This window comes from Staphylococcus sp. EG-SA-2 (assembly GCF_017152085.1).
This window is the reverse complement of the sequence record NZ_JACYHC010001017.1, coordinates 1-20,899: the sequence shown is the minus strand read 5'-3', so window position 1 is coordinate 20,899 and position 20,899 is coordinate 1. Positions and strand designations below refer to the sequence as shown.

The 20,899-nt window shown below is 31.5% G+C and carries 20 protein-coding genes; 12 read left to right on the top strand and 8 right to left on the bottom strand.

Annotated elements, in window-relative coordinates; genetic code table 11:
* Nucleotides 1–64: 64 nt before the first annotated feature.
* From saeS to queC, 8 genes are all read right to left on the bottom strand, one after another.
* Complete coding sequence (gene saeS, locus IDG60_RS17430) at nucleotides 65–1,120, bottom strand: two-component system sensor histidine kinase SaeS (protein ID WP_000244415.1); 1,056 nt, start codon at nucleotides 1,118–1,120, stop codon at nucleotides 65–67.
* Nucleotides 1,120–1,806: a response regulator transcription factor SaeR gene (saeR, locus tag IDG60_RS17425; protein ID WP_000149344.1), complete on the bottom strand. Its 687-nt coding sequence runs from the start codon at nucleotides 1,804–1,806 to the stop codon at nucleotides 1,120–1,122. The genes saeS and saeR overlap by 1 nt, the downstream gene beginning before the upstream one ends.
* Complete coding sequence (locus IDG60_RS17420) at nucleotides 1,781–2,254, bottom strand: DoxX family membrane protein (RefSeq protein WP_001037807.1); 474 nt, start codon at nucleotides 2,252–2,254, stop codon at nucleotides 1,781–1,783. Before IDG60_RS17420 ends, saeR begins: the two co-directional genes overlap by 26 nt.
* 342 nt (nucleotides 2,255–2,596) lie before the next feature.
* On the bottom strand, nucleotides 2,597–3,037 hold the full coding sequence (locus IDG60_RS17415) for a DM13 domain-containing protein (RefSeq protein WP_001093562.1): 441 nt from the start codon (nucleotides 3,035–3,037) through the stop codon (nucleotides 2,597–2,599).
* A 279-nt stretch (nucleotides 3,038–3,316) separates the two neighbouring features.
* Entirely contained in the window at nucleotides 3,317–3,901 is a 585-nt protein-coding gene (locus IDG60_RS17410) for a hypothetical protein (protein WP_000604990.1), read from the bottom strand.
* A gap of 98 nt (nucleotides 3,902–3,999) precedes the next feature.
* Entirely contained in the window at nucleotides 4,000–4,713 is a 714-nt protein-coding gene (gene queE, locus IDG60_RS17405) for a 7-carboxy-7-deazaguanine synthase QueE (RefSeq protein WP_001062972.1), read from the bottom strand.
* Between the two features lie 3 nt (nucleotides 4,714–4,716).
* Nucleotides 4,717–5,136 (bottom strand): 6-carboxytetrahydropterin synthase QueD, encoded by a 420-nt coding sequence (gene queD, locus IDG60_RS17400; RefSeq protein WP_000941336.1) that lies wholly within the window; start codon nucleotides 5,134–5,136, stop codon nucleotides 4,717–4,719.
* A 1-nt stretch (nucleotide 5,137) separates the two neighbouring features.
* On the bottom strand, nucleotides 5,138–5,806 hold the full coding sequence (gene queC / locus IDG60_RS17395) for a 7-cyano-7-deazaguanine synthase QueC (protein ID WP_000446724.1): 669 nt from the start codon (nucleotides 5,804–5,806) through the stop codon (nucleotides 5,138–5,140).
* A 350-nt stretch (nucleotides 5,807–6,156) separates the two neighbouring features.
* Here queC and IDG60_RS17390 point away from each other — a divergent pair, with 350 nt between their 5' ends.
* The 12 genes from IDG60_RS17390 to hisC all read left to right on the top strand — a co-directional run.
* The gene (locus tag IDG60_RS17390) at nucleotides 6,157–6,750 is read left to right on the top strand and encodes an anthranilate synthase component II (RefSeq protein WP_000604514.1); all 594 of its coding nucleotides are present in this window, start codon (nucleotides 6,157–6,159) and stop codon (nucleotides 6,748–6,750) included.
* Nucleotides 6,734–7,885 carry a chorismate-binding protein gene (locus IDG60_RS17385; protein WP_001217796.1) on the top strand — a complete coding sequence of 384 codons (1,152 nt, stop codon included), beginning with the start codon at nucleotides 6,734–6,736 and terminating at the stop codon, nucleotides 7,883–7,885. Before IDG60_RS17390 ends, IDG60_RS17385 begins: the two co-directional genes overlap by 17 nt.
* Nucleotides 7,885–8,493, top strand: coding sequence for an aminotransferase class IV (locus IDG60_RS17380; RefSeq protein ID WP_206160988.1), 609 nt, complete (start codon nucleotides 7,885–7,887; stop codon nucleotides 8,491–8,493). The genes IDG60_RS17385 and IDG60_RS17380 overlap by 1 nt, the downstream gene beginning before the upstream one ends.
* Before the next feature lie 65 nt (nucleotides 8,494–8,558).
* Entirely contained in the window at nucleotides 8,559–8,765 is a 207-nt protein-coding gene (locus tag IDG60_RS17375) for a hypothetical protein (RefSeq protein ID WP_001797134.1), read from the top strand.
* A gap of 87 nt (nucleotides 8,766–8,852) precedes the next feature.
* Nucleotides 8,853–9,563 carry a 5-oxoprolinase subunit B family protein gene (locus IDG60_RS17370; protein WP_000708690.1) on the top strand — a complete coding sequence of 237 codons (711 nt, stop codon included), beginning with the start codon at nucleotides 8,853–8,855 and terminating at the stop codon, nucleotides 9,561–9,563.
* Entirely contained in the window at nucleotides 9,547–10,551 is a 1,005-nt protein-coding gene (locus IDG60_RS17365; RefSeq protein WP_000022323.1) for a 5-oxoprolinase subunit C family protein, read from the top strand. The genes IDG60_RS17370 and IDG60_RS17365 overlap by 17 nt, the downstream gene beginning before the upstream one ends.
* Nucleotides 10,552–11,024: 473 nt before the next feature.
* Complete coding sequence (gene ltaS, locus IDG60_RS17360) at nucleotides 11,025–12,965, top strand: polyglycerol-phosphate lipoteichoic acid synthase LtaS (protein ID WP_000098285.1); 1,941 nt, start codon at nucleotides 11,025–11,027, stop codon at nucleotides 12,963–12,965.
* Between the two features lie 269 nt (nucleotides 12,966–13,234).
* Nucleotides 13,235–15,118, top strand: coding sequence for an ABC-F family ATP-binding cassette domain-containing protein (locus tag IDG60_RS17355; protein WP_206160987.1), 1,884 nt, complete (start codon nucleotides 13,235–13,237; stop codon nucleotides 15,116–15,118).
* Between the two features lie 11 nt (nucleotides 15,119–15,129).
* Nucleotides 15,130–16,911, top strand: coding sequence for a DNA helicase RecQ (gene recQ / locus IDG60_RS17350; RefSeq protein WP_000983677.1), 1,782 nt, complete (start codon nucleotides 15,130–15,132; stop codon nucleotides 16,909–16,911).
* Nucleotides 16,912–17,132: 221 nt separating this feature from the next.
* Nucleotides 17,133–18,110: an ABC transporter ATP-binding protein gene (locus IDG60_RS17345; RefSeq protein WP_000589248.1), complete on the top strand. Its 978-nt coding sequence runs from the start codon at nucleotides 17,133–17,135 to the stop codon at nucleotides 18,108–18,110.
* Nucleotides 18,103–19,617 carry an ABC transporter permease/substrate-binding protein gene (locus IDG60_RS17340; protein ID WP_000180991.1) on the top strand — a complete coding sequence of 505 codons (1,515 nt, stop codon included), beginning with the start codon at nucleotides 18,103–18,105 and terminating at the stop codon, nucleotides 19,615–19,617. Before IDG60_RS17345 ends, IDG60_RS17340 begins: the two co-directional genes overlap by 8 nt.
* Nucleotides 19,618–19,856: 239 nt before the next feature.
* On the top strand, nucleotides 19,857–20,899 hold a 1,043-nt coding region (gene hisC / locus IDG60_RS17335; protein WP_206160986.1), incomplete at its 3' end, for a histidinol-phosphate transaminase.

Genomic DNA, 20,899 nt, shown 5'->3' with positions numbered 1-20,899 from the left:
AAGAAGCCCTCATTAATGGGAGCTTCTTTTTAGTCTTTGCATTTTATTTTATAAATAAATCGGATTATGACGTAATGTCTAATTTGTGTAATGTTACAGTCATCGTAGTTCCTACATCTATATCACTGCTTACACTGATTTTTGCGTTATTTTGTTGCGCGAGTTCATTAGCTATATATAAGCCTAATCCAGAACCACCCGTTTTTGTATTACGAGAGTTTTCTACTCTGAATGTACGTTCGAATATACGTTCTTGTAGTTCTGGTATAATGCCAATACCTTCATCGCTAATAGCAATGTCGATAGTATCTTGATCTTTGTTTTCACTAATATTAATATCAATGCGACTACCAACATTTGAAAATTTTAGCGCATTATCAAGTAAGTTTGTTAAAATACGCTCAAGTGGCGTTCGATATTGATAAAATGCATCAATTTCGCTACAGAAATTCACTTCTAATGTGCGGTTTTCATGTTTGATACGTTGCTCATATGGTTGCAATATTGATACAAGTAATTGGTCTAGTTGTATTAATTCTGGGGGATATGTTTTACCTGTATTTAAAGTGATAATATGAGTCATATCATCAAATAATGTTGATAATCTGTTTGCTTGTTTAATTAATATGTCGTATGACTCTTTAATCTCATGATCCTTTGTGATTATACCATCACGTAGTCCTTCAGAATATGAAATAATGCTTGCTAAAGGTGTTTTTAAATCATGGGCTAAGTTTTGAATCAGTTCTGTTTTTTCTTGTTGTTCGGATTTAATTTGATTCATTTGTTGCGTAATTTCAGAAGCCATTTTATTAAAAGATTGATTTAATTCATAAATTTCTTTTGGTGAATTAAACGTTTTATCATTGCTTGCGTAATTTCCGTTAGCAAATTGCTTAGTTTTTATATTAAACTGCTTAATTTTTTGTATAAGTGGATTAATAAAAATACTACATATTAATAAGGTTAAACAGCTTGTAATTATTGTCGTTAAGGTCAAAGTTAGTGTCATATGGCCGTTAAACCACATTAAAATATATGCAATTGCTAAAATAGTTGAAGTTAATAGTATACTCGATACGACGCCAATAATGATTTGACTTCTAATTGATAACACCATTATCGGCTCCTTTCAAATTTATATCCTAATCCCCATACAGTTGTGATGGTATATGTTGTAAAGCTCTCTTTTTCTAATTTTTCTCTAATACGGTGTATATGGACATTCACGGTATTAGCATCTTCGTAATAGTCATATCCCCAAACTTTTTCAAGTAATTCTGATTTAGAAATAACTTCATTTTCTCTAGAAGCTAAATACCACAATAACTCAAATTCCTTAATACGCATAGGGACTTCGTGACCATTTACAGTCACAACTTTACTTAAGTTAATAAGTGTTAATTCATCAAACGACAGTTGTTCAACTGGTTGATGATGGTATTTCTTCATTCTTGTAAGTAAATTATTAATACGTAAAACGAGTTCCCTTGGACTAAATGGTTTTTTGACATAGTCATCTGCACCTAAAGTTAAGGCGTAAATGGTATCATGTTCTTGTGTTTTGGCAGTTAAATAGATAAAGGGGATATCTAATTTTTGCCTTTTCATTTCTTTGACAATGTCGTAACCATTAACTTCTGGCATCATGATATCAAGTACCATGATATCAATATCATTTGATAGTAAAGAAATTGCTTCTTTACCGCTAGTTGTCGTTGTTACTTTGTAACCTTCATATTCAAAATAGGTTTGACAAATGTCTACAATGTCTTGTTCATCATCCACGATCAGTAAGTGGGTCATCTATTTTTTCACCTCTGTTCTTACGACCTCTAAAGTAATTAATGATTTCTTTAAGTGAAATCTGTTTTAACAATGAGTGACTCATTAGTAAAAGGATAAAGAAAGTTAATTGAAGAGGATACGTAAATATCATATCTGCTAAGATATAATTTATCATAACAAAGGCTCCAAAGAAACTAGCAGCATATGCAAAAACTCCAAAAATTAAACCTAATCCAATTGCAATCTCTCCGAGTGGGACAACAATATCAAATAATGACGTCGTATGTGCAACTATATTTGCGAAAAACCACTTATACCACTCTGGTGAATCAGTATTGTTAGCGATGACTGGTACTAAACCTTTCAGCGTAAATCCGCCCGTTAATTTTTCGTAGCCTTGCATTAACATAACAATACCTGAACCCACACGAATGATAAATGTAACGAGTAGCAATAATTTATTCATGATGTTCACATTCTTTCTATTTATTGTGTGTAATTTATATAAACATAAGATTAAGCAACATAATGCGATTTGTAGTGTTATGTGAACAGGAAGTGTTTGAGCTCATGGGTTGCTTAAGCTAAACAAACCTCAAGCTCTAAAAAAATTTTACTTATGTGCTCTACAATCTTATGGGATTTAATAGTTGTATATATATTGAAAAAAGGAAAGTATGATTTCTACAAGCTAGGGGGGCTGTGAAATCATACGCTTTCCATTGAGTAATGAGTGTAATGTATATTTTTAAAATTTGTAATGTATAGTAATAGTATGTTGTAAATAAAAGTTTAACTCAGAAATTGATTATTTTAATTTAGCGCCGCCGAAGATGACGTGAGCTTTTTTACAATAGATTGTTACTTCATCATATTTGCTTAAATCTACATTTTTAAGATCAAATGTTTGTTTTTCTTTATCGTAGTCAACCATTGCGATTTCTTTACCGTTTTTAATGTCGCCATTTTTTGTTAGGTAGACGTATAAATCTGGACCTTTTGATGATTTGTAGTTAGTAAGCATTAATTTACCATTTTTAATCTCAGCTTTACCTTCAACAGTTTCACCGTTTTTAGAACTGAATGTACCTGTTAGGTGTTTTGTTTTATCAGTTTTAACATTGCTATCTTCTGACTTTGTTTTTTGTTCAGTTTTGTTACCTTGATCTTGTGAATTAGAATTACCACAAGCGCCTAAAGTTAATACAGAGGCAACAGCACCAACTGCTAAAAAATATTTTGTATTCATGCTAACTCCTCATTTCTTCAATTTGATAAGTTAAGTTTAAAATGAAGGCAAATAATATGCCATTAACTAATTCTTAACTTCGTTTAAATATCGCTTAACTAATATTGAAGAAAGAATAATTTGAAAATGAAAATAATTGTCTGATTTAAATAAATAGGAGTCAAAATAAGAGGAGGGCATTTTTTTAGGTGAGAAAATATTTATCTGAACTAGATAACACTATAAAACACTTCTGATATTTTGAACTAAGAATATCAGAAGTGTTTTATAGTTTTGGTATTAAAATTTATAAACCTTTTGCCACAATAAAAACAACAAGAAAATAAGATAGACGATTAAATACAAGTACCAATATGGTGTTAAAACCATCATAACGATAAATGAAATGTTAATAATGATAAGTCCTTTAATCATTAGTTTCTTTATTTTGTTATTATTTTCAGCAGTTTCATCTAAGCTATTAAATGTTGAAATAAACAACATAATACCACCAATGATGAAAATTGCAGGGGCTAAAAATGGAATAGACATATATATTGATTGTGTACTTGAAAAGTCGGTAACACGTTGCGTTAAACTGACAACAATCGTTAATATGATAGCAATAAATTTTTGGTCTGTAATGTATACAGGTTTTAATTTTTTATCAATGTAAAACTGTAGTATCGTCCAAATGATAAACATCGTTATAGTACACAGAGTAATAAAGTTATATTTATCAATTATGAATGTATTTATAAAGGCGTTTATCGTAATAGATAACAACATTGCACTTAATGATAAATGTTGCATTTGATGCCTATATAAATTGAATCCAGTTATAAGTACGACGATAGCAATATTAATTAATATATATAAAATCATGATGGACTCCTGTTCGTTATACTTCAATCAACTATTATATCAATTAATATATTGTTATTCATTAGATATGACTTGTAAAAAGTAAAATAAGTTATCCTTTATACACCTTTTTTATTACTCCAAAGTAATGTATGAAGTTGTGGTAACACATAAACGTGATTCATATCATTACTTTGCATAACTAAATCCACCAACTGCTCGTAGCGTTCTAACAACTTTTCGGTATGATTATCTACGCTGTCTGATAAATATGGGTTACCAACTTGTAAATAGAAGGGAATATCTGGATAACGGTGGTGTATCATTTTGGCAAAATCATAATCTTTATCGTCGAATACAACTACTTTTAAGTTTAATGAGGAAGGTACGCATTGTGTAATCACTTCATCTAACTTTTTTAAATCAGGTGTCATAGTTGAACTTGGTGGTTTTGGACTAATCGTTAAATCATCAATTTGTGTCATCCAAGGTTGGAATTTACTGCCTTGTGTCTCCAGTGCGCTGAAAATACCTTTATCTTGAAATAAGTCAACTAACTCTTGGATACCTTTAATTAATGCTGGGTTACCACCAGAAATTGTAACGTGATTAAATAAATCGCCACCAATTCGTTTTAATTCATCATAAATTTCTTCAGCGGTCATGAGTTTTATATCGCCTTTAGCACTACCATCCCAAGTAAATGCAGAATCACACCAGCTACAGCGATAATCACATCCAGCTGTTCTCACAAACATCGTTTTTCTACCGATTACTCGACCTTCACCCTGAATGGTTGGACCGAATATTTCGAGTACAGGAATTTTAGCCATTAGTTACACCTGTTCCTTTGGTCTAAATACAACATAACTTGTTGGTGTTTCTCTTACAAATACTTGAATACATTTTGGTTGGTGTTCGAGCGATGCCAAATTTTCTTTAACAATTTGATAAATTGTTTCCGCTACGATTTCAGTTGAAGGGATTTTGTTTTTAAAAGCAGGTAAGTTATTTAACAGTTGATGGTCAAATTTACCGTGTATCATCTTTTTCAAATGGCTAAAGTTCACTAAGAAGCCAGTGTCATCTAGTTTATCACCGACAATTGTTAAATTAACAAAGTAAGTATGACCATGGACATTTTGACAAATACCTGCTTCTTCACAAGGAATGTGATGTGCAGCCGAAAAATTAAAATCTTTATTTAATTCGAATTGATATGGATGCGTTGTACTAGGATAGATTTGTTGTAACATTTTAAAGCGCTCCTTTACTTTCAAGATATTGATTTAGTCCACGTTGACGTAAATGACAAGCTGGACATTCACCACAGCCATCCCCAATGATACCGTTATAGCATGTTAATGTTTTTGTACGAATATAATCTAAAACTTCGAGTTCATCACTTAATTTCCACGTTTCTGCTTTGTTTAACCACATTAAAGGAGTATGAATGACAAAATCTTTGTCCATAGCTAGGCTTAATGTTACGTTCATTGATTTTATAAAACTATCGCGACAGTCTGGGTAGCCTGAAAAGTCTGTTTCACATACGCCTGTAATAATATGCTTAGCCCCAATTTGATAAGCTAGAGCGCCTGCAAACGACAAGAAAAGTAAATTTCTAGCTGGAACAAATGTATTAGGTATACCATCTTCATTATTAGTAATTTCCATATCATGTTGTGTTAATGCGTTTGGAGTAAGTTGTGATAATAATGACATATCTAAAACGTGATGTTTCATTCCTTGATCTTGTGCAATTTGTTTTGCGACTTCAATTTCAGTATCATGTCTTTGGCCATAATTAAACGTTACGAGTTCAACTTCTTTGAAATGTTTTTTTGCATAAAAGAGACATGTTGTACTGTCTTGACCACCACTAAAGACAACGATGGCTTTTTCATTATTTAATACACTTTCCATTTTGTAATTGCTCCTATCATTAATAATATTAATAAAGAGGTTAATGGCATTGATAAGCCCGTTTTTAATTTATAAAATAAAAAAAGCCTATCTCCATAAAAGATAGACGAAAGAAATGGGTTGCTCCTATAATATATATTAAAGGTTTACCAACGAATGTTTGAAATTTCAATGTCTAGTTTTTTATAGAGGGTTTCAGCTAGAAACCTCTGATATTCATTTATGTACGATGAATAGAATATACCATATATTAGTTAAAATCAAGGTCAGGATAATGACAATGCTTTTAAAGTTTTAGCTACATCCAATACATATTATAAAAATAAAACACATTTAGAACGGAGTATACAATGATTCTAGTCATAGATAATAATGATTCATTTACATATAATTTAATAGACTATATTAAGACTCAAACGAAACTAACAGTTCAAGTTGTTGGTATTGATAATCTGCTGATAGAAGACGTCATTAATATGAAGCCAAAAGCAATTGTTATTTCGCCTGGGCCGGGTAATCCGGATGATTATCCTATCTTGAATGAAGTGTTAGAACAATTTTATCAGCGTGTACCTATACTAGGTGTATGTTTAGGATTTCAATGTATCGTGTCTTATTTTGGTGGAAATATCATTCACGGCTATCATCCTGTACACGGACATACTACACAGTTACGCCATACCAATGAAGGTATTTTTCAAGGACTGCCTCAAAATTTCAATGTAATGCGTTATCATTCATTAATTGCTGACGGAGCGACTTTTCCAAATTGCTTAAAGATTACAGCAAAAAACGATGAAGCGATTATTATGGCATTTGAGCATATTAGATTTCCGGTTTTTGGTGTGCAATATCATCCTGAATCTATTTTGAGTGAATACGGTTATCGACAAGTTGAATTATTTTTATCGAAGGTAGGTGATTACTGTGAGAATAGAATATAATTATCGCTACTATTTAACTGAAAATGAATATAAGCAATACCATATTCAATTAAAGGGATTTATAAAGAAGTATGTTGCTACTAAGTTGGCTGATGTGGGAGAAGTGATACACTTTGCACAAGCGCAGCAACGACAAGGTAGATATGTCTCGTTATATTTAAGTTACGAAGCGGCAAAGTATTTTAATCATGTTATGTGTACACATTCATTAGCTAAAGATGATATTTATGCAGTAGCTTATAGTTTTGAAAAAGCGGAAAGCATAAATTCAACATATGAACATCAAACTTCTTATGTATCAAAGCATCATTTTTCATTTGTTGAATCTTCTGAGGTTATGATGACTAATATTAAACGTGTCCAACAAGCAATTGTTGAAGGTGAAACGTATCAAGTGAACTATACGGCGCGCTTAACGGATAACATTTATTATCCTATTAGTACTTTATATGAACGATTAACTCAATTTAGTAATGGTAATTATACTGCGTTATTACAAACTGATGAAATCCAAGTAGCGTCTATCTCACCAGAATTATTTTTTCAAAAAGGACAATTTAACAATGTCGATAACGTTATCATAAGCAAACCGATGAAAGGGACAATGCCTAGAGGTAAAACGGAAGCTGAAGATCAACAGTATTATAAAACATTGCAAACTTCTTCGAAAGATCGTGCAGAAAATGTCATGATTGTTGATTTGCTAAGAAACGATATAGGGAGAATATCACAGAGTGGCTCAATTAAGGTGTATAAACTATTTTTTATTGAGGCATATAAAACTGTATTTCAAATGACTTCGATGGTAAGTGGAACTTTAAAAACTAATACAGACTTAACTCAAATTTTAACATCGTTATTTCCTTGTGGTTCGATTACAGGTGCACCGAAACTGAATACAATGAAATATATTAAACAATTTGAAAGTTCACCTCGTGGTATATACTGCGGAGCAATTGGACTATTACTTCCAACTGAAGATGATAAAATGATTTTTAATATTCCGATTCGTACTATTGAGTATAAATATGGACAAGCGATTTATGGAGTCGGAGCAGGTATTACAATTGATTCTAAGCCAAAAGATGAAGTGAATGAATTTTACGCAAAAACCAAGATTTTGGAGATGTTATAATGCAATTATTTGAAACAATGAAAATTGAAAATGGACATATCCCTAGACTTACTTATCATACTAATCGCATAAAATGTTCTTCTGAGCGATTAAACTTTAAATTTGATGAACATGCATGGCGAAATGAATTAAACGATGTAACAACAAAGTATCACAGTGGTCAATATAGACTTAAAATCGTATTAAATGCTGAAAGCAAATTTGAAACGATAGTGTCACCTTTACCTGAGAAAAGTAGTTTTACAGCAAAATTTCAAGTGTTGCCCAAAGTAGTTAATCCAACTTTTATAAAAAATAAAACGACAGAACGAAAGCATTTAGCACACAATCATGAAACAGATTTAATATTGCTAACTTCAGAGGACGGCAAGGTCCTTGAATTTGATATTGGCAACATTGTCATTGAAGAGGATGGAAAATGGTACACACCAAGTTATAAAGATGATTTCTTAAAAGGATGCATGCGTGATTATTTAATAGATAGTGACAAACTTGTTGAAAAAGACTTTAATAAAAACGAATTGATTTATAAATATCATAACAATGAGATACGTTTATTTTTGATAAATAGTTTACGAGAGGTTGCCGATGTCCACCTTTGCCTTTAAAATTAGTATGATAATAAAGTAGAAAATGATGTGAAAACAAATTTAAAAATTAAATGGGGCCAAATATGATTATTGTTTATATTGTGCTGTTGTTAATTCTTGTATACGTAAATTATCGATTAGTGAATCGATTGCTATCTGAAAATAGAATATATGTTGTTCGTTTGATAGTAACAATTACTACTGTTATAAGCTTTATCCTTGTATACGCATTAATTCACGAACTTATGCCTTTTGTTGTGCGGGCAATGGATTTAATGTACCACCAGTAAATTTAGTGAGTAGGTAAAACGAACTATTCAATCGATTCTATAATTAAAAATGAAAGTAAAGTAACCAAATATTGAAGAGGTGTACAAATGAAAATATATAGTCAAGGTGACCAAGCCATTGTAGTCGCAATTGAAAAAGAAGTATCTAAAAGTTTAACCGAAGATTTATTAACACTTCGCTCATATTTAATTGAACAAAATTATCCATTTATTATAGAAATTGTGCCATCAGAATCAGACATGATGATTGTCTATGACGCAAGGGATATGATTAAACACCATAATATACAATCACCTTTTTTATACATGAAAGCACTAATAGAATCGATTCATTTAAACATAAAACATGATTTTAACCAGCAAGATTTGATTGAAATACCAATTGTGTATGGTTCGAAATATGGTCCGGATATAGAATCACTTTTAAAACATTACAAAATCAAGCTAGAAACTTTTATTGAATTACATTCTAAGACGCAATATTTTGTTTCGATGATGGGATATTCACCTGGGTTTCCTTATTTAACTGGATTAAATAAGAAATTGTATATTAATCACACGAGTAAACAGAAAAAATTCATTCCAGCTGGTTCTGTAGTACTTGAAGGGAAAAAATGCGGTATTGTAACAACGGATACAATTAATGATTGGTTAGTTATTGGTTATACACCATTATCACTTTTTAATCCGAAAGAATCAGATTTCGCACGCTTAAAGTTAGGCGATAATATTAAATTTAGACCTATCAATGAAAATGAATTAGAAGTAGGAGCGTTTAAAGATGTCAATCATAATTGAAAAAAGTGGCTTATTCAGTAGCTTTCAGGACTTTGGTAGAAGGGGATATGAACATGATGGTGTAATTCCATGTGGTGCACTTGATACTTTAGCACATGAAATTGCTAATCGATTAGTTGCTAATGACAAGAATGAAGCAACTTTGGAAATGACTAATAAAATGGCAACGATTCGTTTTACAGAACCTACGCTGATTGCATTAGCAGGGGGTAATGTCAAAGCTTACACTGAGCATATGACTATATCTCCATATAAATTGTATTTGTTAGATAAAGGCGATGTTTTAAAGTTTAGAGAAACAAGTTATACATCGCGAGTGTATTTAGCTGTGGGAGGCGGATTTGAATTAGATGCATGGTTAGGATCTAACTCAACCGACTTTAATGTAAAAATTGGTGGTTTTAAAGGTAGAACATTACAAGATGGCGATGAAATAAAGCTTAAGAGAGATTATACAGCTCGTCATCATAAGTTATTTGAAAACCTTGCTCACACGAAACAAACAGATTGGGGTATTGATGGATACGCCTTGTCATTTAATTATATGTCTGATGTATTTCATGTCGTTAAAAATAAAGGTACGGAAGATTTTAAAGAAGATGCCATTCAAAGATTTGTGAAACATGATTATAAAGTAACGAGCAAAGCAAATCGCATGGGGATGATGCTTGAAGGTGAAAAAATCAAAGCCTTTTATGAAGATATGCCACCGTATCAGACTGTCAAAAAAGGAACGATACAAATTAAGCGTGATGGCACACCTATTATCTTATTAAATGATCATTATACGCTAGGTAGCTACCCGCAAATCGGTACAATCGCAAGTTATCATTTAACGAAATTAGCACAAAAACCGCAAGGATCACGTTTGAAATTTCAATTTATAGATATTTTAACGGCTGAAAAGAACCTTGTTAAGTATAGTAACTGGTTAAACCAATTATTCCATGGAATAGAATATAGAATGCAATTAGAAATGATGAAATAATATTTGGTACGTAGCTCATACTCGAGTCCGATGCAAATAATTTCCTCCTAATGTATAATGAAATAATACTGTGTTTTATCTGCGAAATGTATCATTTTCTAATTCGTTTCACAGTAAAATGAAAAGATAAAGTGTGTTTTTACTTGAATTTTGACTAAAATTACTCTATATTTATTAATTGAGCTATGCTTATTATTACAATTTGATTACAAATTTTAAATTTGTTAATTGAATGATAATATTAAATAAAGAAACTTACACAAGCAAATATGAGTTGTAGCCCAAAATACTTGTTAAATCAAAGTTGAAAGCTACAAGTAATGAAAATTATAAACTTGAATCTGAAAGTAATTACTATAATTATGACAATGTTAACTTTTAAACGCACTTATTAATTAACTACATAATGTTAATATCTAATTTATTCAAGTACTTTCGCAAGATTTATTATCTAAATAACGGGGGAAAGAATCATGAGTTCACAAAAAAAGAAAATTAGTCTTTTTGCGTTCTTCTTATTAACCGTAATAACGATTACCTTGAAGACGTATTTTTCTTATTATGTTGATTTTTCTTTAGGTGTTAAAGGTTTAGTACAAAACTTAATATTATTGATGAATCCTTATAGTTTAGTAGCACTGGTTTTAAGTGTGTTCCTATTCTTTAAAGGCAAAAAAGCATTTTGGTTCATGTTCATAGGCGGCTTCTTATTGACGTTCCTATTATATGCCAATGTTGTGTACTTTAGATTCTTCTCTGATTTTTTAACGTTTAGTACTTTAAACCAAGTAGGTAACGTAGAATCTATGGGTGGTGCGGTTAGTGCATCATTCAAATGGTATGACTTTGTTTATTTCATTGATACGTTAGTTTACTTATTCATTTTAATATTTAAAACAAAATGGTTAGACACAAAAGCATTTAGTAAGAAATTTGTTCCTGTCGTAATGGCAGCTTCAGTAGCATTATTCTTCTTAAACTTAGCTTTTGCTGAAACTGACAGACCAGAATTATTAACACGTACATTTGACCATAAATATTTAGTGAAATATTTAGGACCTTATAACTTTACAGTATACGATGGTGTTAAAACTATCGAAAATAATCAACAAAAAGCGTTAGCATCTGAAGATGACTTAACAAAAGTATTAAATTATACGAAACAACGTCAAACAGAGCCTAACCCAGAATATTATGGGGTGGCAAAGAAGAAAAATATTATTAAGATTCATTTAGAAAGTTTCCAAACCTTCTTAATTAATAAAAAGGTTAATGGTAAAGAAGTAACACCGTTTTTAAACAAATTATCAAGTGGGAAAGAGCAATTCACATACTTCCCTAACTTTTTCCATCAAACAGGTCAAGGTAAAACATCTGACTCTGAATTTACAATGGATAACAGTTTATACGGTTTACCGCAAGGTTCTGCCTTTTCATTAAAAGGAGATAATACGTATCAGTCATTACCAGCAATTTTAGATCAAAAGCAAGGCTACAAATCTGATGTCATGCACGGTGACTATAAAACATTCTGGAACAGAGACCAAGTATATAAACACTTTGGTATCGATAAATTCTATGATGCAACATACTATGACATGTCAGATAAAAACGTTGTAAACTTAGGCTTGAAAGACAAAATTTTCTTTAAAGATTCTGCTAATTATCAAGCTAAGATGAAATCACCATTCTATTCTCATTTAATTACATTGACTAACCACTATCCATTCACATTAGATGAAAAGGATGCGACTATTGAGAAGTCAAACACAGGTGATGCAACAGTTGATGGTTATATTCAAACAGCGCGTTATTTAGACGAAGCATTAGAAGAATATATTAATGACTTGAAGAAAAAAGGATTATATGACAATTCAGTGATTATGATTTATGGTGACCACTATGGTATCTCTGAAAACCATAACAATGCCATGGAAAAACTATTAGGTGAAAAAATCACACCAGCTAAATTTACAGATTTAAACAGAACTGGTTTCTGGATTAAAATCCCTGGTAAATCTGGTGGTATCAATAATGAATATGCTGGTCAAGTCGATGTAATGCCAACAATTTTACATTTGGCTGGTATAGATACGAAGAATTATTTAATGTTCGGTACTGATTTATTCTCTAAAGGTCATAATCAAGTAGTTCCATTCAGAAATGGTGACTTTATAACAAAAGATTATAAATATGTTAATGGTAAGATTTATTCTAATAAAAATAATGAACTCATAACTACTCAACCAGCTGATTTCGAAAAGAATAAAAAGCAAGTTGAAAAGGATCTCGAAATGAGTGACAACGTGCTTAATGGTGATTTGTTTAGATTCTACAAAAATCCAGACTTCAAAAAGGTAAATCCTTCGAAGTATAAATATGAAACAGGACCTAAAGCAAACTCTAAAAAATAATATTTAAACACGAACTCGGATTGATAAAATATCAATCCGGGTTTTATTATGTTCTTTTATATTATGTTTTACAGTATATGTGTTGATAAAAAGGTATATTATAAAAATCATTAGCATAGTCATCAAAGCCTTATCAAGTTTTATTTATAGTTGAAGCAACAATATATTAAATTATGACACTTAACGGTATCGATTTCTTTTGATTTCAAAAAGGTGTATAATGTATAGAACTGATTTAAGTACGTAGAGATTTCAACAGAAGAAGGAAGATGGGTATGGAAGCATATAAAATTGAACATTTAAATAAATCTTATGCCGATAAGACTATATTCGATAACCTAGATTTATCAATTTCAGAAGGTGAAAAAATAGGTTTGGTGGGCATAAATGGTACAGGGAAAAGTACGTTGTTAAAAGTAATTGGTGGTATTGATGATGATTTTACAGCCAATGTTATGCATCCAAATCAATATCGAATTCGATATTCGTCTCAGAAACAGGACCTTAATGAAGATATGACAGTTTTTGATGCAGTATTAAGTTCTGATACAACAACTTTACGCATCATCAAGCAATATGAGCAGGCAGTACAAGCTTATGCGGATGACCAAAGTGATAAATTGTTCAAGCGAATGATAGATGCGCAAGATGCTATGGATCAACATGATGCTTGGGACTATAACGCTGAAATTAAAACAATCCTCTCAAAACTAGGTATACATGATACTACTAAATACATTAAAGAATTATCCGGCGGACAACAAAAACGTGTTGTACTTGCTAAAACATTAATAGAACAACCAGATTTATTGTTATTAGATGAACCTACGAACCATTTAGACTTCGAATCAATCAGCTGGTTGATCAATTATGTGAAGCAATATCCTCATACAGTTTTATTCGTAACCCATGATCGATATTTTTTAAATGAAGTTTCCACTAGAATTATTGAACTAAACAGAGGTAAGTTAGCGTCATATCCTGGTAACTATGAATCTTATATTGAAATGCGCGCTGAAAGAGAAGTAACACTTCAAAAGCAACAACAAAAGCAACGAGCTTTATATAAGGAAGAACTTGCTTGGATGAGGGCTGGAGCTAAGGCTCGTACTACAAAGCAACAAGCTAGAATTAATCGATTTAATGACCTAGAAAATGAAGTTAACCAGCAATATAAAGACGATAAAGGTGAATTGAATCTTGCTTATTCAAGATTAGGTAAGCAAGTGTTCGAATTAGAAGACTTATCAAAGGCTATTAATGATAAAGTATTATTTGAACATCTGACGGAAATTATTCAAAAAGGTGAGCGTATTGGTGTTGTTGGGCCAAATGGAGCTGGTAAAACAACACTCTTAAATATTTTGAGTGGAGAAGACCAACAATTCGAAGGTAAATTGAAGACTGGGCAGACGGTTAAAGTAGCTTATTTTAAGCAAACAGATGAGACCCTGGATAGAGATATTCGTATGATTGATTATTTAAGAGAAGAAAGTGAGGTCGCAAAAGAAAAAGATGGAACCTCGGTATCTATTACACAACTTCTTGAACGATTTTTATTTCCAAGTGCAACTCATGGTAAAAAAGTTTATAAATTATCTGGTGGAGAGCAAAAGCGTTTGTATTTATTACGTCTACTCGTACACCAGCCAAATGTTCTGTTGTTAGATGAACCGACAAATGATTTAGATACTGAGACTTTAACAATACTTGAAGATTATATTCATACTTTCGGTGGTACAGTGATTACCGTAAGCCATGATCGCTACTTCTTAAATAAAGTTGCACAGTCATATTGGTTTATTCATGATGGTCAGATGGAAAAGATTATCGGAACTTTTGAAGATTATGAAAGTTATAAAAAATCATTAGATAAAAATAAATCCACATTGAAGCAACAATCTAAATCTTCTACAACTGTACGTAAGAAAAATGGTTTATCATATAAAGAAAAGTTAGAATATGAACAATTGATGAAACGCATAGAACAAGCGGAAGTAAGAATGGAAGAAATAGATGTGCTCATGATTGAGGCAAGTGCAGATTATGGGAAAATTAAAGAATTAAACGAAGAAAAAGAACAACTTGAAATTCAATATGATTTAGACATCACAAGATGGAGTGAGTTAGAAGAAATTAAAGAACAACAATAAGGGGTCAATTTATGATGCAACAAACATTATCGCATTACTTTGGGTATGAAACATTTCGACCAGGACAAGAAGAAATTATTAGCAAAGTATTAGACCATCGTAATGTGCTTGGTGTCTTACCAACTGGTGGAGGTAAGTCTATATGCTATCAAGTACCAGGTTTATTGTTAGGTGGTACAACAATTGTAATAAGTCCACTAATATCATTAATGAAAGATCAAGTGGATCAATTAAAAGCGATGGGAATTCAAGCTGCTTTTTTAAATAGTAGTTTGACTCAAAAAGAGCAACAACGTATTGAAAAAGCATTATCAAATGGAGAAATTCAATTTTTGTATGTTGCACCAGAACGATTTGAAAACCGATATTTTTTAAATATGCTTCAGCGTATAAAGATTCACTTAGTCGCGTTTGATGAAGCGCATTGTATTTCTAAATGGGGTCATGATTTCAGGCCGAGTTACCAAAATGTTATTTCAAAAGTATTTACGTTACCTCAAGATTTTACAATAATAGCGTTGACAGCAACTGCCACGGTTGAAGTACAGCAAGATATTAGAGAAAAGTTAAATATCGCTCAAACTGATCAAATTAAAACGAGTACTAAGCGTAGAAACTTAATTTTTAAAGTAAATCCTACTTATCAACGTCAAAAATTTATATTGGATTATATTAAAACACATGATGAAGATGCAGGTATTATTTATTGTTCTACACGTAAGCAAGTTGAAGAGCTTCAAGAAGCCTTAGAAAGTCAGAAAATTGAAAGTGTTATATATCATGCAGGTTTGAGCAATAAAGAAAGAGAAGAAGCGCAGAATGATTTCTTATTTGATCGTGTTAAAGTAGTCGTTGCTACAAATGCTTTTGGTATGGGTATTGATAAATCCAATGTACGTTTTGTTATTCATTATAATATGCCTGGAGATTTAGAATCTTATTATCAAGAAGCGGGTCGTGCAGGTCGTGACGGGTTGAAAAGTGAATGTATTTTGTTATTTAGCGAACGCGATATCAATTTACACGAGTATTTTATAACAGTCTCTCAAGCTGATGATGACTATAAAGATAAAATGGGCGAAAAGTTAACTAAAATGATTCAATATACAAAAACAAAAAAATGTCTAGAAGCAACAATTGTCCATTATTTTGAACCGAATGAAAAATTAGAAGAATGTGAACAATGTAGTAATTGTGTTCAACAAGATAAATCATATAATATGACACAAGAAGCTAAGATGATTATTAGTTGCATCGCTCGTATGAAACAACAAGAGAGTTATAGTGTTATCATTCAAGTGTTAAGAGGAGAGTCAACAGATTATATTAAGTATAAAGGTTATGACCAAATTTCAACCCATGGTTTAATGAAAGGTTACACAACATCAGAATTAAGTCACTTAATAGATGAATTAAGATTCAAAGGGTTCTTAAATGAAAATGACGAAATATTAATGTGTGATACTTCAATTAAAAAATTACTCAGTAATGAAGTAGAAGTATTCACAACACCATTTAAGCAAAAAGCGACTGAAAAAGTATTTATAAATACGGTTGAAGGGGTTGACCGAGTATTATTCAGTCAGTTGGTAGAAGTTCGTAAAAAGTTAAGTGACAAATTAACGATAGCACCTGTAAGTATATTTTCTGATTACACGTTGGAGGAATTTGCTAAACGTAAGCCTGCTTCGAAACAAGATATGATTAATATTGATGGCGTAGGTAGTTACAAATTAAAACATTATTGTCCAGCATTTTTAGAAACGATTCAAAATTATAAAGCCAAAGTATAGTGAAGGCACCTAGTAAGCATTCCTTGTTTTACTGGGTGTTTTTTTGAATTCAAGGTAAAATAACACTATTTCTTAACTGGAGATTACCTATTATTCATTATTTTGTTAAAAAAGTTCAAGGATAAATCATTTAAATTTGAAAATTGTAATAAACGTGGTTAAATAGGGAATACATACATATAATCTCGGTTTTATGCTATGAGAAAAAAAGAGGTGGCAAAGTGATTAAGTTTAAAAATGTAACTAAGCGTTATGGCAAACATGTTGCTGTCGATAACATTAGTTTCAATATTAATGAGGGTGAATTTTTTGTGCTAATTGGACCTTCAGGTTGTGGAAAAACTACGACATTAAAAATGATTAATCGACTCATTCACTTAAGTGAAGGTTATATTTATTTTAAAGATAAACCAATAAGTGATTATCCAGTATACGAAATGCGTTGGGATATTGGATACGTATTGCAGCAGATTGCATTATTCCCACATATGACGATCAAAGAAAATATTGCACAAGTGCCACAAATGAAAAAGTGGAAAGAAAAAGATATAGATAAAAGAGTAGATGAATTACTTGATATGGTTGGATTAGAACCTGAAAAATATAAAAACAGAAAACCTGATGAATTGTCAGGGGGGCAACGACAACGTGTAGGAGTTATACGTGCGTTAGCAGCTGATCCACCAGTTATTTTAATGGATGAACCGTTTAGTGCATTAGACCCAATCAGCCGAGAAAAACTTCAAGATGATTTAATTGAATTACAAACTAAAATTAAGAAGACAATCATATTTGTTACACATGATATTCAAGAGGCGATGAAACTTGGTGATAAGATTTGTCTTTTGAATGAAGGGCATATTGAACAAATTGACACACCAGAAGGATTTAAAAATAATCCTCAAAGTGAATTTGTTAAACAATTTATGGGTAGTCATTTAGAAGATGATGCGCCATGTGTTGAAGAGAACGCAATTATTCGTGACTTGGATATTATGAAACCAATCGATGAGGTTACATCTATGAGCGCTTATCCAATTGTTTATGACAATCAACCAATTGAAGTATTGTATCAACATTTATCAGAGAGCGAGCGTGTCATTGTCATGCAAGAAGATAGCGTAGGTCAATATGTTATTGATAGGAAAGATATCTTCAAATATTTGTCCCAGAAAAAGGAGGTAGCTCAACATGACTAACTTTTTCGACATATTGAGTGAACGTAAGGGGCAACTCTTTTCGACAATGATAGAACATATTCAAATATCATTTATTGCATTATTGATTGCAACTGCTATTGCGGTACCATTAGGTATTTTATTAACGAAGACTAAAACGATATCTGAAATCGTAATGAATATTGCGGCAATTCTTCAAACCATACCATCGTTGGCATTATTAGGTTTAATGATTCCTTTATTTGGTATCGGTCGTGTGCCAGCAATTATTGCACTTGTAGTGTATGCGTTGTTACCAATTTTAAGGAATACGTATACTGGAATTAAAGAAGTTGATCCATCACTCATTGAAGCGGCTAAAGGTATAGGTATGAAACCATTTAGACGTTTAACTAAAGTCGAACTTCCGATAGCAATGCCTGTTATAATGGCTGGTGTAAGAACGGCTATGGTATTAATTATAGGTACAGCGACACTAGCAGCATTAATTGGTGCAGGCGGACTAGGAGATTTAATTTTATTAGGTATAGACCGTAACAATGCGTCATTGATATTATTAGGTGCAATTCCAGCAGCCTTATTGGCAATTATATTTGATTTAATTTTAAGATTTATGGCTAAATTATCTTATAAAAAGTTATTGATGACGTTAGGTGTTATAGTGATGATTATTATACTGGCCATCGCTATTCCTATGTTTGCACAAAAAGGTGATAAAATTACGTTAGCTGGAAAGCTTGGCTCCGAGCCTTCGATTATTACAAATATGTATAAAATTTTAATAGAAGAAGAGACCAAAAATACTGTAGAAGTGAAAGATGGTATGGGGAAAACAGCATTTTTATTTAATGCTTTAAAATCTGATGATATAGATGGGTATTTAGAGTTTACTGGAACAGTTTTAGGTGAATTAACAAAAGAACCATTGAAGTCAAAAGAAGAGAAAAAAGTTTATGAACAAGCTAAGCAAAGTCTTGAAAAGAAATATCAAATGACTATGTTAAAACCAATGAAGTATAACAATACGTATGCTTTAGCTGTAAAACGTGATTTTGCTAAACAACATAATATACGTACAATTGGTGATTTAAATAAGGTTAAAGATCAACTTAAACCAGGATTTACATTGGAATTTAATGATCGTCCAGATGGTTACAAAGCTGTTCAAAAGGCTTATAATTTAAATTTAGATAACATACGTACAATGGAACCTAAGTTGAGATATCAAGCGATCAATAAAGGTAATATTAATTTAATAGATGCATATTCAACTGACGCTGAATTAAAACAATATGATATGGTTGTGTTAAAAGATGATAAGCACGTATTTCCACCATATCAAGGAGCACCATTATTTAAAGAAAGCTTTTTAAAGAAACATCCAGAAATTAAGAAACCGTTAAACAAACTAGAAAACAAAATATCTGATGAAGATATGCAAATGATGAACTATAAAGTAACAGTTAAAAATGAAGACCCATATACAGTTGCGAAAGATTATTTAAAAGCAAAAGGGTTAATCAAATAACGACCAACGCCACATAAGATGCGTAACACCAAATTATATCTTATGTGGCGTTGTTATATTTAAATCTATAATTATGTTCAATTTAAACATGCAATAATGATTAAAAAATATGACATGTTAAACACAATGTAAGCTATTATGATGTGAAAATAGTAGCATTGCATTTTAGAAACATAGAGCGATATAATGAATATAAGTTTTTTAAAATTTCAGTTAATTCTAAGGAGGTTGTTTTTATTATGAAAGAACAACTTAATCAACTATCAGCATATCAGCCTGGTTTATCTCCAAGGGCATTGAAAGAAAAGTATGGCATTGAAGGAGATTTATATAAACTTGCATCAAATGAAAATTTGTATGGACCATCGCCTAAAGTTAAAGAAGCGATATCAGCACATTTAGATGAGTTATATTATTATCCTGAAACAGGATCACCGACATTAAAAGCGGCGATTAGTAAACATTTAAATGTAGATCAATCACGCATTTTATTTGGTGCGGGATTAGATGAAGTTATATTAATGATTTCTAGAGCAGTATTAACGCCAGGGGATACTATTGTTACAAGTGAAGCGACATTCGGTCAATATTATCACAATGCGATTGTTGAATCAGCTAATGTGATACAAGTACCTTTAAAAGATGGTGGCTTCGATTTAGAAGGTATTTTAAAAGAAGTTAATGAAGATACGTCATTGGTATGGTTATGTAATCCAAATAATCCTACAGGTACATATTTTAATCATGAGAGCTTAGATTCGTTTTTATCTCAAGTACCTCCACATGTACCAGTAATTATAGATGAAGCTTATTTTGAATTTGTGACAGAAGAGGACTACCCGGATACACTTGCTTTGCAACAAAAATATGACAATGCTTTCTTATTACGTACATTTTCAAAGGCGTATGGATTAGCGGGTTTACGTGTAGGATATGTGGTAGCAAGTGAACATGCGATTGAAAAATGGAACATCATTAGACCACCATTTAATGTGACACGTATATCTGAATACGCAGCAGTTGCAGCACTTGAAGATCAACAATATTTAAAAGAGGTAACACATAAAAATAGTGTTGAACGCGAAAGATTTTATCAATTACCTCAAAGTGAGTATTTCTTGCCAAGTCAAACGAATTTTATATTTGTAAAAACAAAGCGGGTAAATGAACTTTATGAAGCACTTTTAAATGTAGGGTGTATTACGCGACCATTTCCAACTGGTGTTAGAATTACAATTGGTTTTAAAGAACAAAATGATAAAATGTTAGAAGTTTTATCAAA

What these genes read in the sequence shown, in the direction of transcription:
- IDG60_RS17380 (WP_206160988.1), top strand. Translation starts at nt 7,885, where the DNA reads ATGCAATTATTTGAAACAATGAAAATTGAAAATGGACATATCCCTAGA.
- IDG60_RS17355 (WP_206160987.1), top strand. Translation starts at nt 13,235, where the DNA reads ATGGGTATGGAAGCATATAAAATTGAACATTTAAATAAATCTTATGCC.
- IDG60_RS17420 (WP_001037807.1), bottom strand. Translation starts at nt 2,254, where the DNA reads ATGAATAAATTATTGCTACTCGTTACATTTATCATTCGTGTGGGTTCA.
- IDG60_RS17390 (WP_000604514.1), top strand. Translation starts at nt 6,157, where the DNA reads ATGATTCTAGTCATAGATAATAATGATTCATTTACATATAATTTAATA.
- ltaS (WP_000098285.1), top strand. Translation starts at nt 11,025, where the DNA reads ATGAGTTCACAAAAAAAGAAAATTAGTCTTTTTGCGTTCTTCTTATTA.
- saeS (WP_000244415.1), bottom strand. Translation starts at nt 1,120, where the DNA reads ATGGTGTTATCAATTAGAAGTCAAATCATTATTGGCGTCGTATCGAGT.
- saeR (WP_000149344.1), bottom strand. Translation starts at nt 1,806, where the DNA reads ATGACCCACTTACTGATCGTGGATGATGAACAAGACATTGTAGACATT.
- queD (WP_000941336.1), bottom strand. Translation starts at nt 5,136, where the DNA reads ATGTTACAACAAATCTATCCTAGTACAACGCATCCATATCAATTCGAA.
- IDG60_RS17370 (WP_000708690.1), top strand. Translation starts at nt 8,853, where the DNA reads ATGAAAATATATAGTCAAGGTGACCAAGCCATTGTAGTCGCAATTGAA.
- recQ (WP_000983677.1), top strand. Translation starts at nt 15,130, where the DNA reads ATGATGCAACAAACATTATCGCATTACTTTGGGTATGAAACATTTCGA.
- IDG60_RS17375 (WP_001797134.1), top strand. Translation starts at nt 8,559, where the DNA reads ATGATTATTGTTTATATTGTGCTGTTGTTAATTCTTGTATACGTAAAT.
- IDG60_RS17410 (WP_000604990.1), bottom strand. Translation starts at nt 3,901, where the DNA reads ATGATTTTATATATATTAATTAATATTGCTATCGTCGTACTTATAACT.
- queE (WP_001062972.1), bottom strand. Translation starts at nt 4,713, where the DNA reads ATGGCTAAAATTCCTGTACTCGAAATATTCGGTCCAACCATTCAGGGT.
- queC (WP_000446724.1), bottom strand. Translation starts at nt 5,806, where the DNA reads ATGGAAAGTGTATTAAATAATGAAAAAGCCATCGTTGTCTTTAGTGGT.
- IDG60_RS17340 (WP_000180991.1), top strand. Translation starts at nt 18,103, where the DNA reads ATGACTAACTTTTTCGACATATTGAGTGAACGTAAGGGGCAACTCTTT.
- IDG60_RS17415 (WP_001093562.1), bottom strand. Translation starts at nt 3,037, where the DNA reads ATGAATACAAAATATTTTTTAGCAGTTGGTGCTGTTGCCTCTGTATTA.
- IDG60_RS17365 (WP_000022323.1), top strand. Translation starts at nt 9,547, where the DNA reads ATGTCAATCATAATTGAAAAAAGTGGCTTATTCAGTAGCTTTCAGGAC.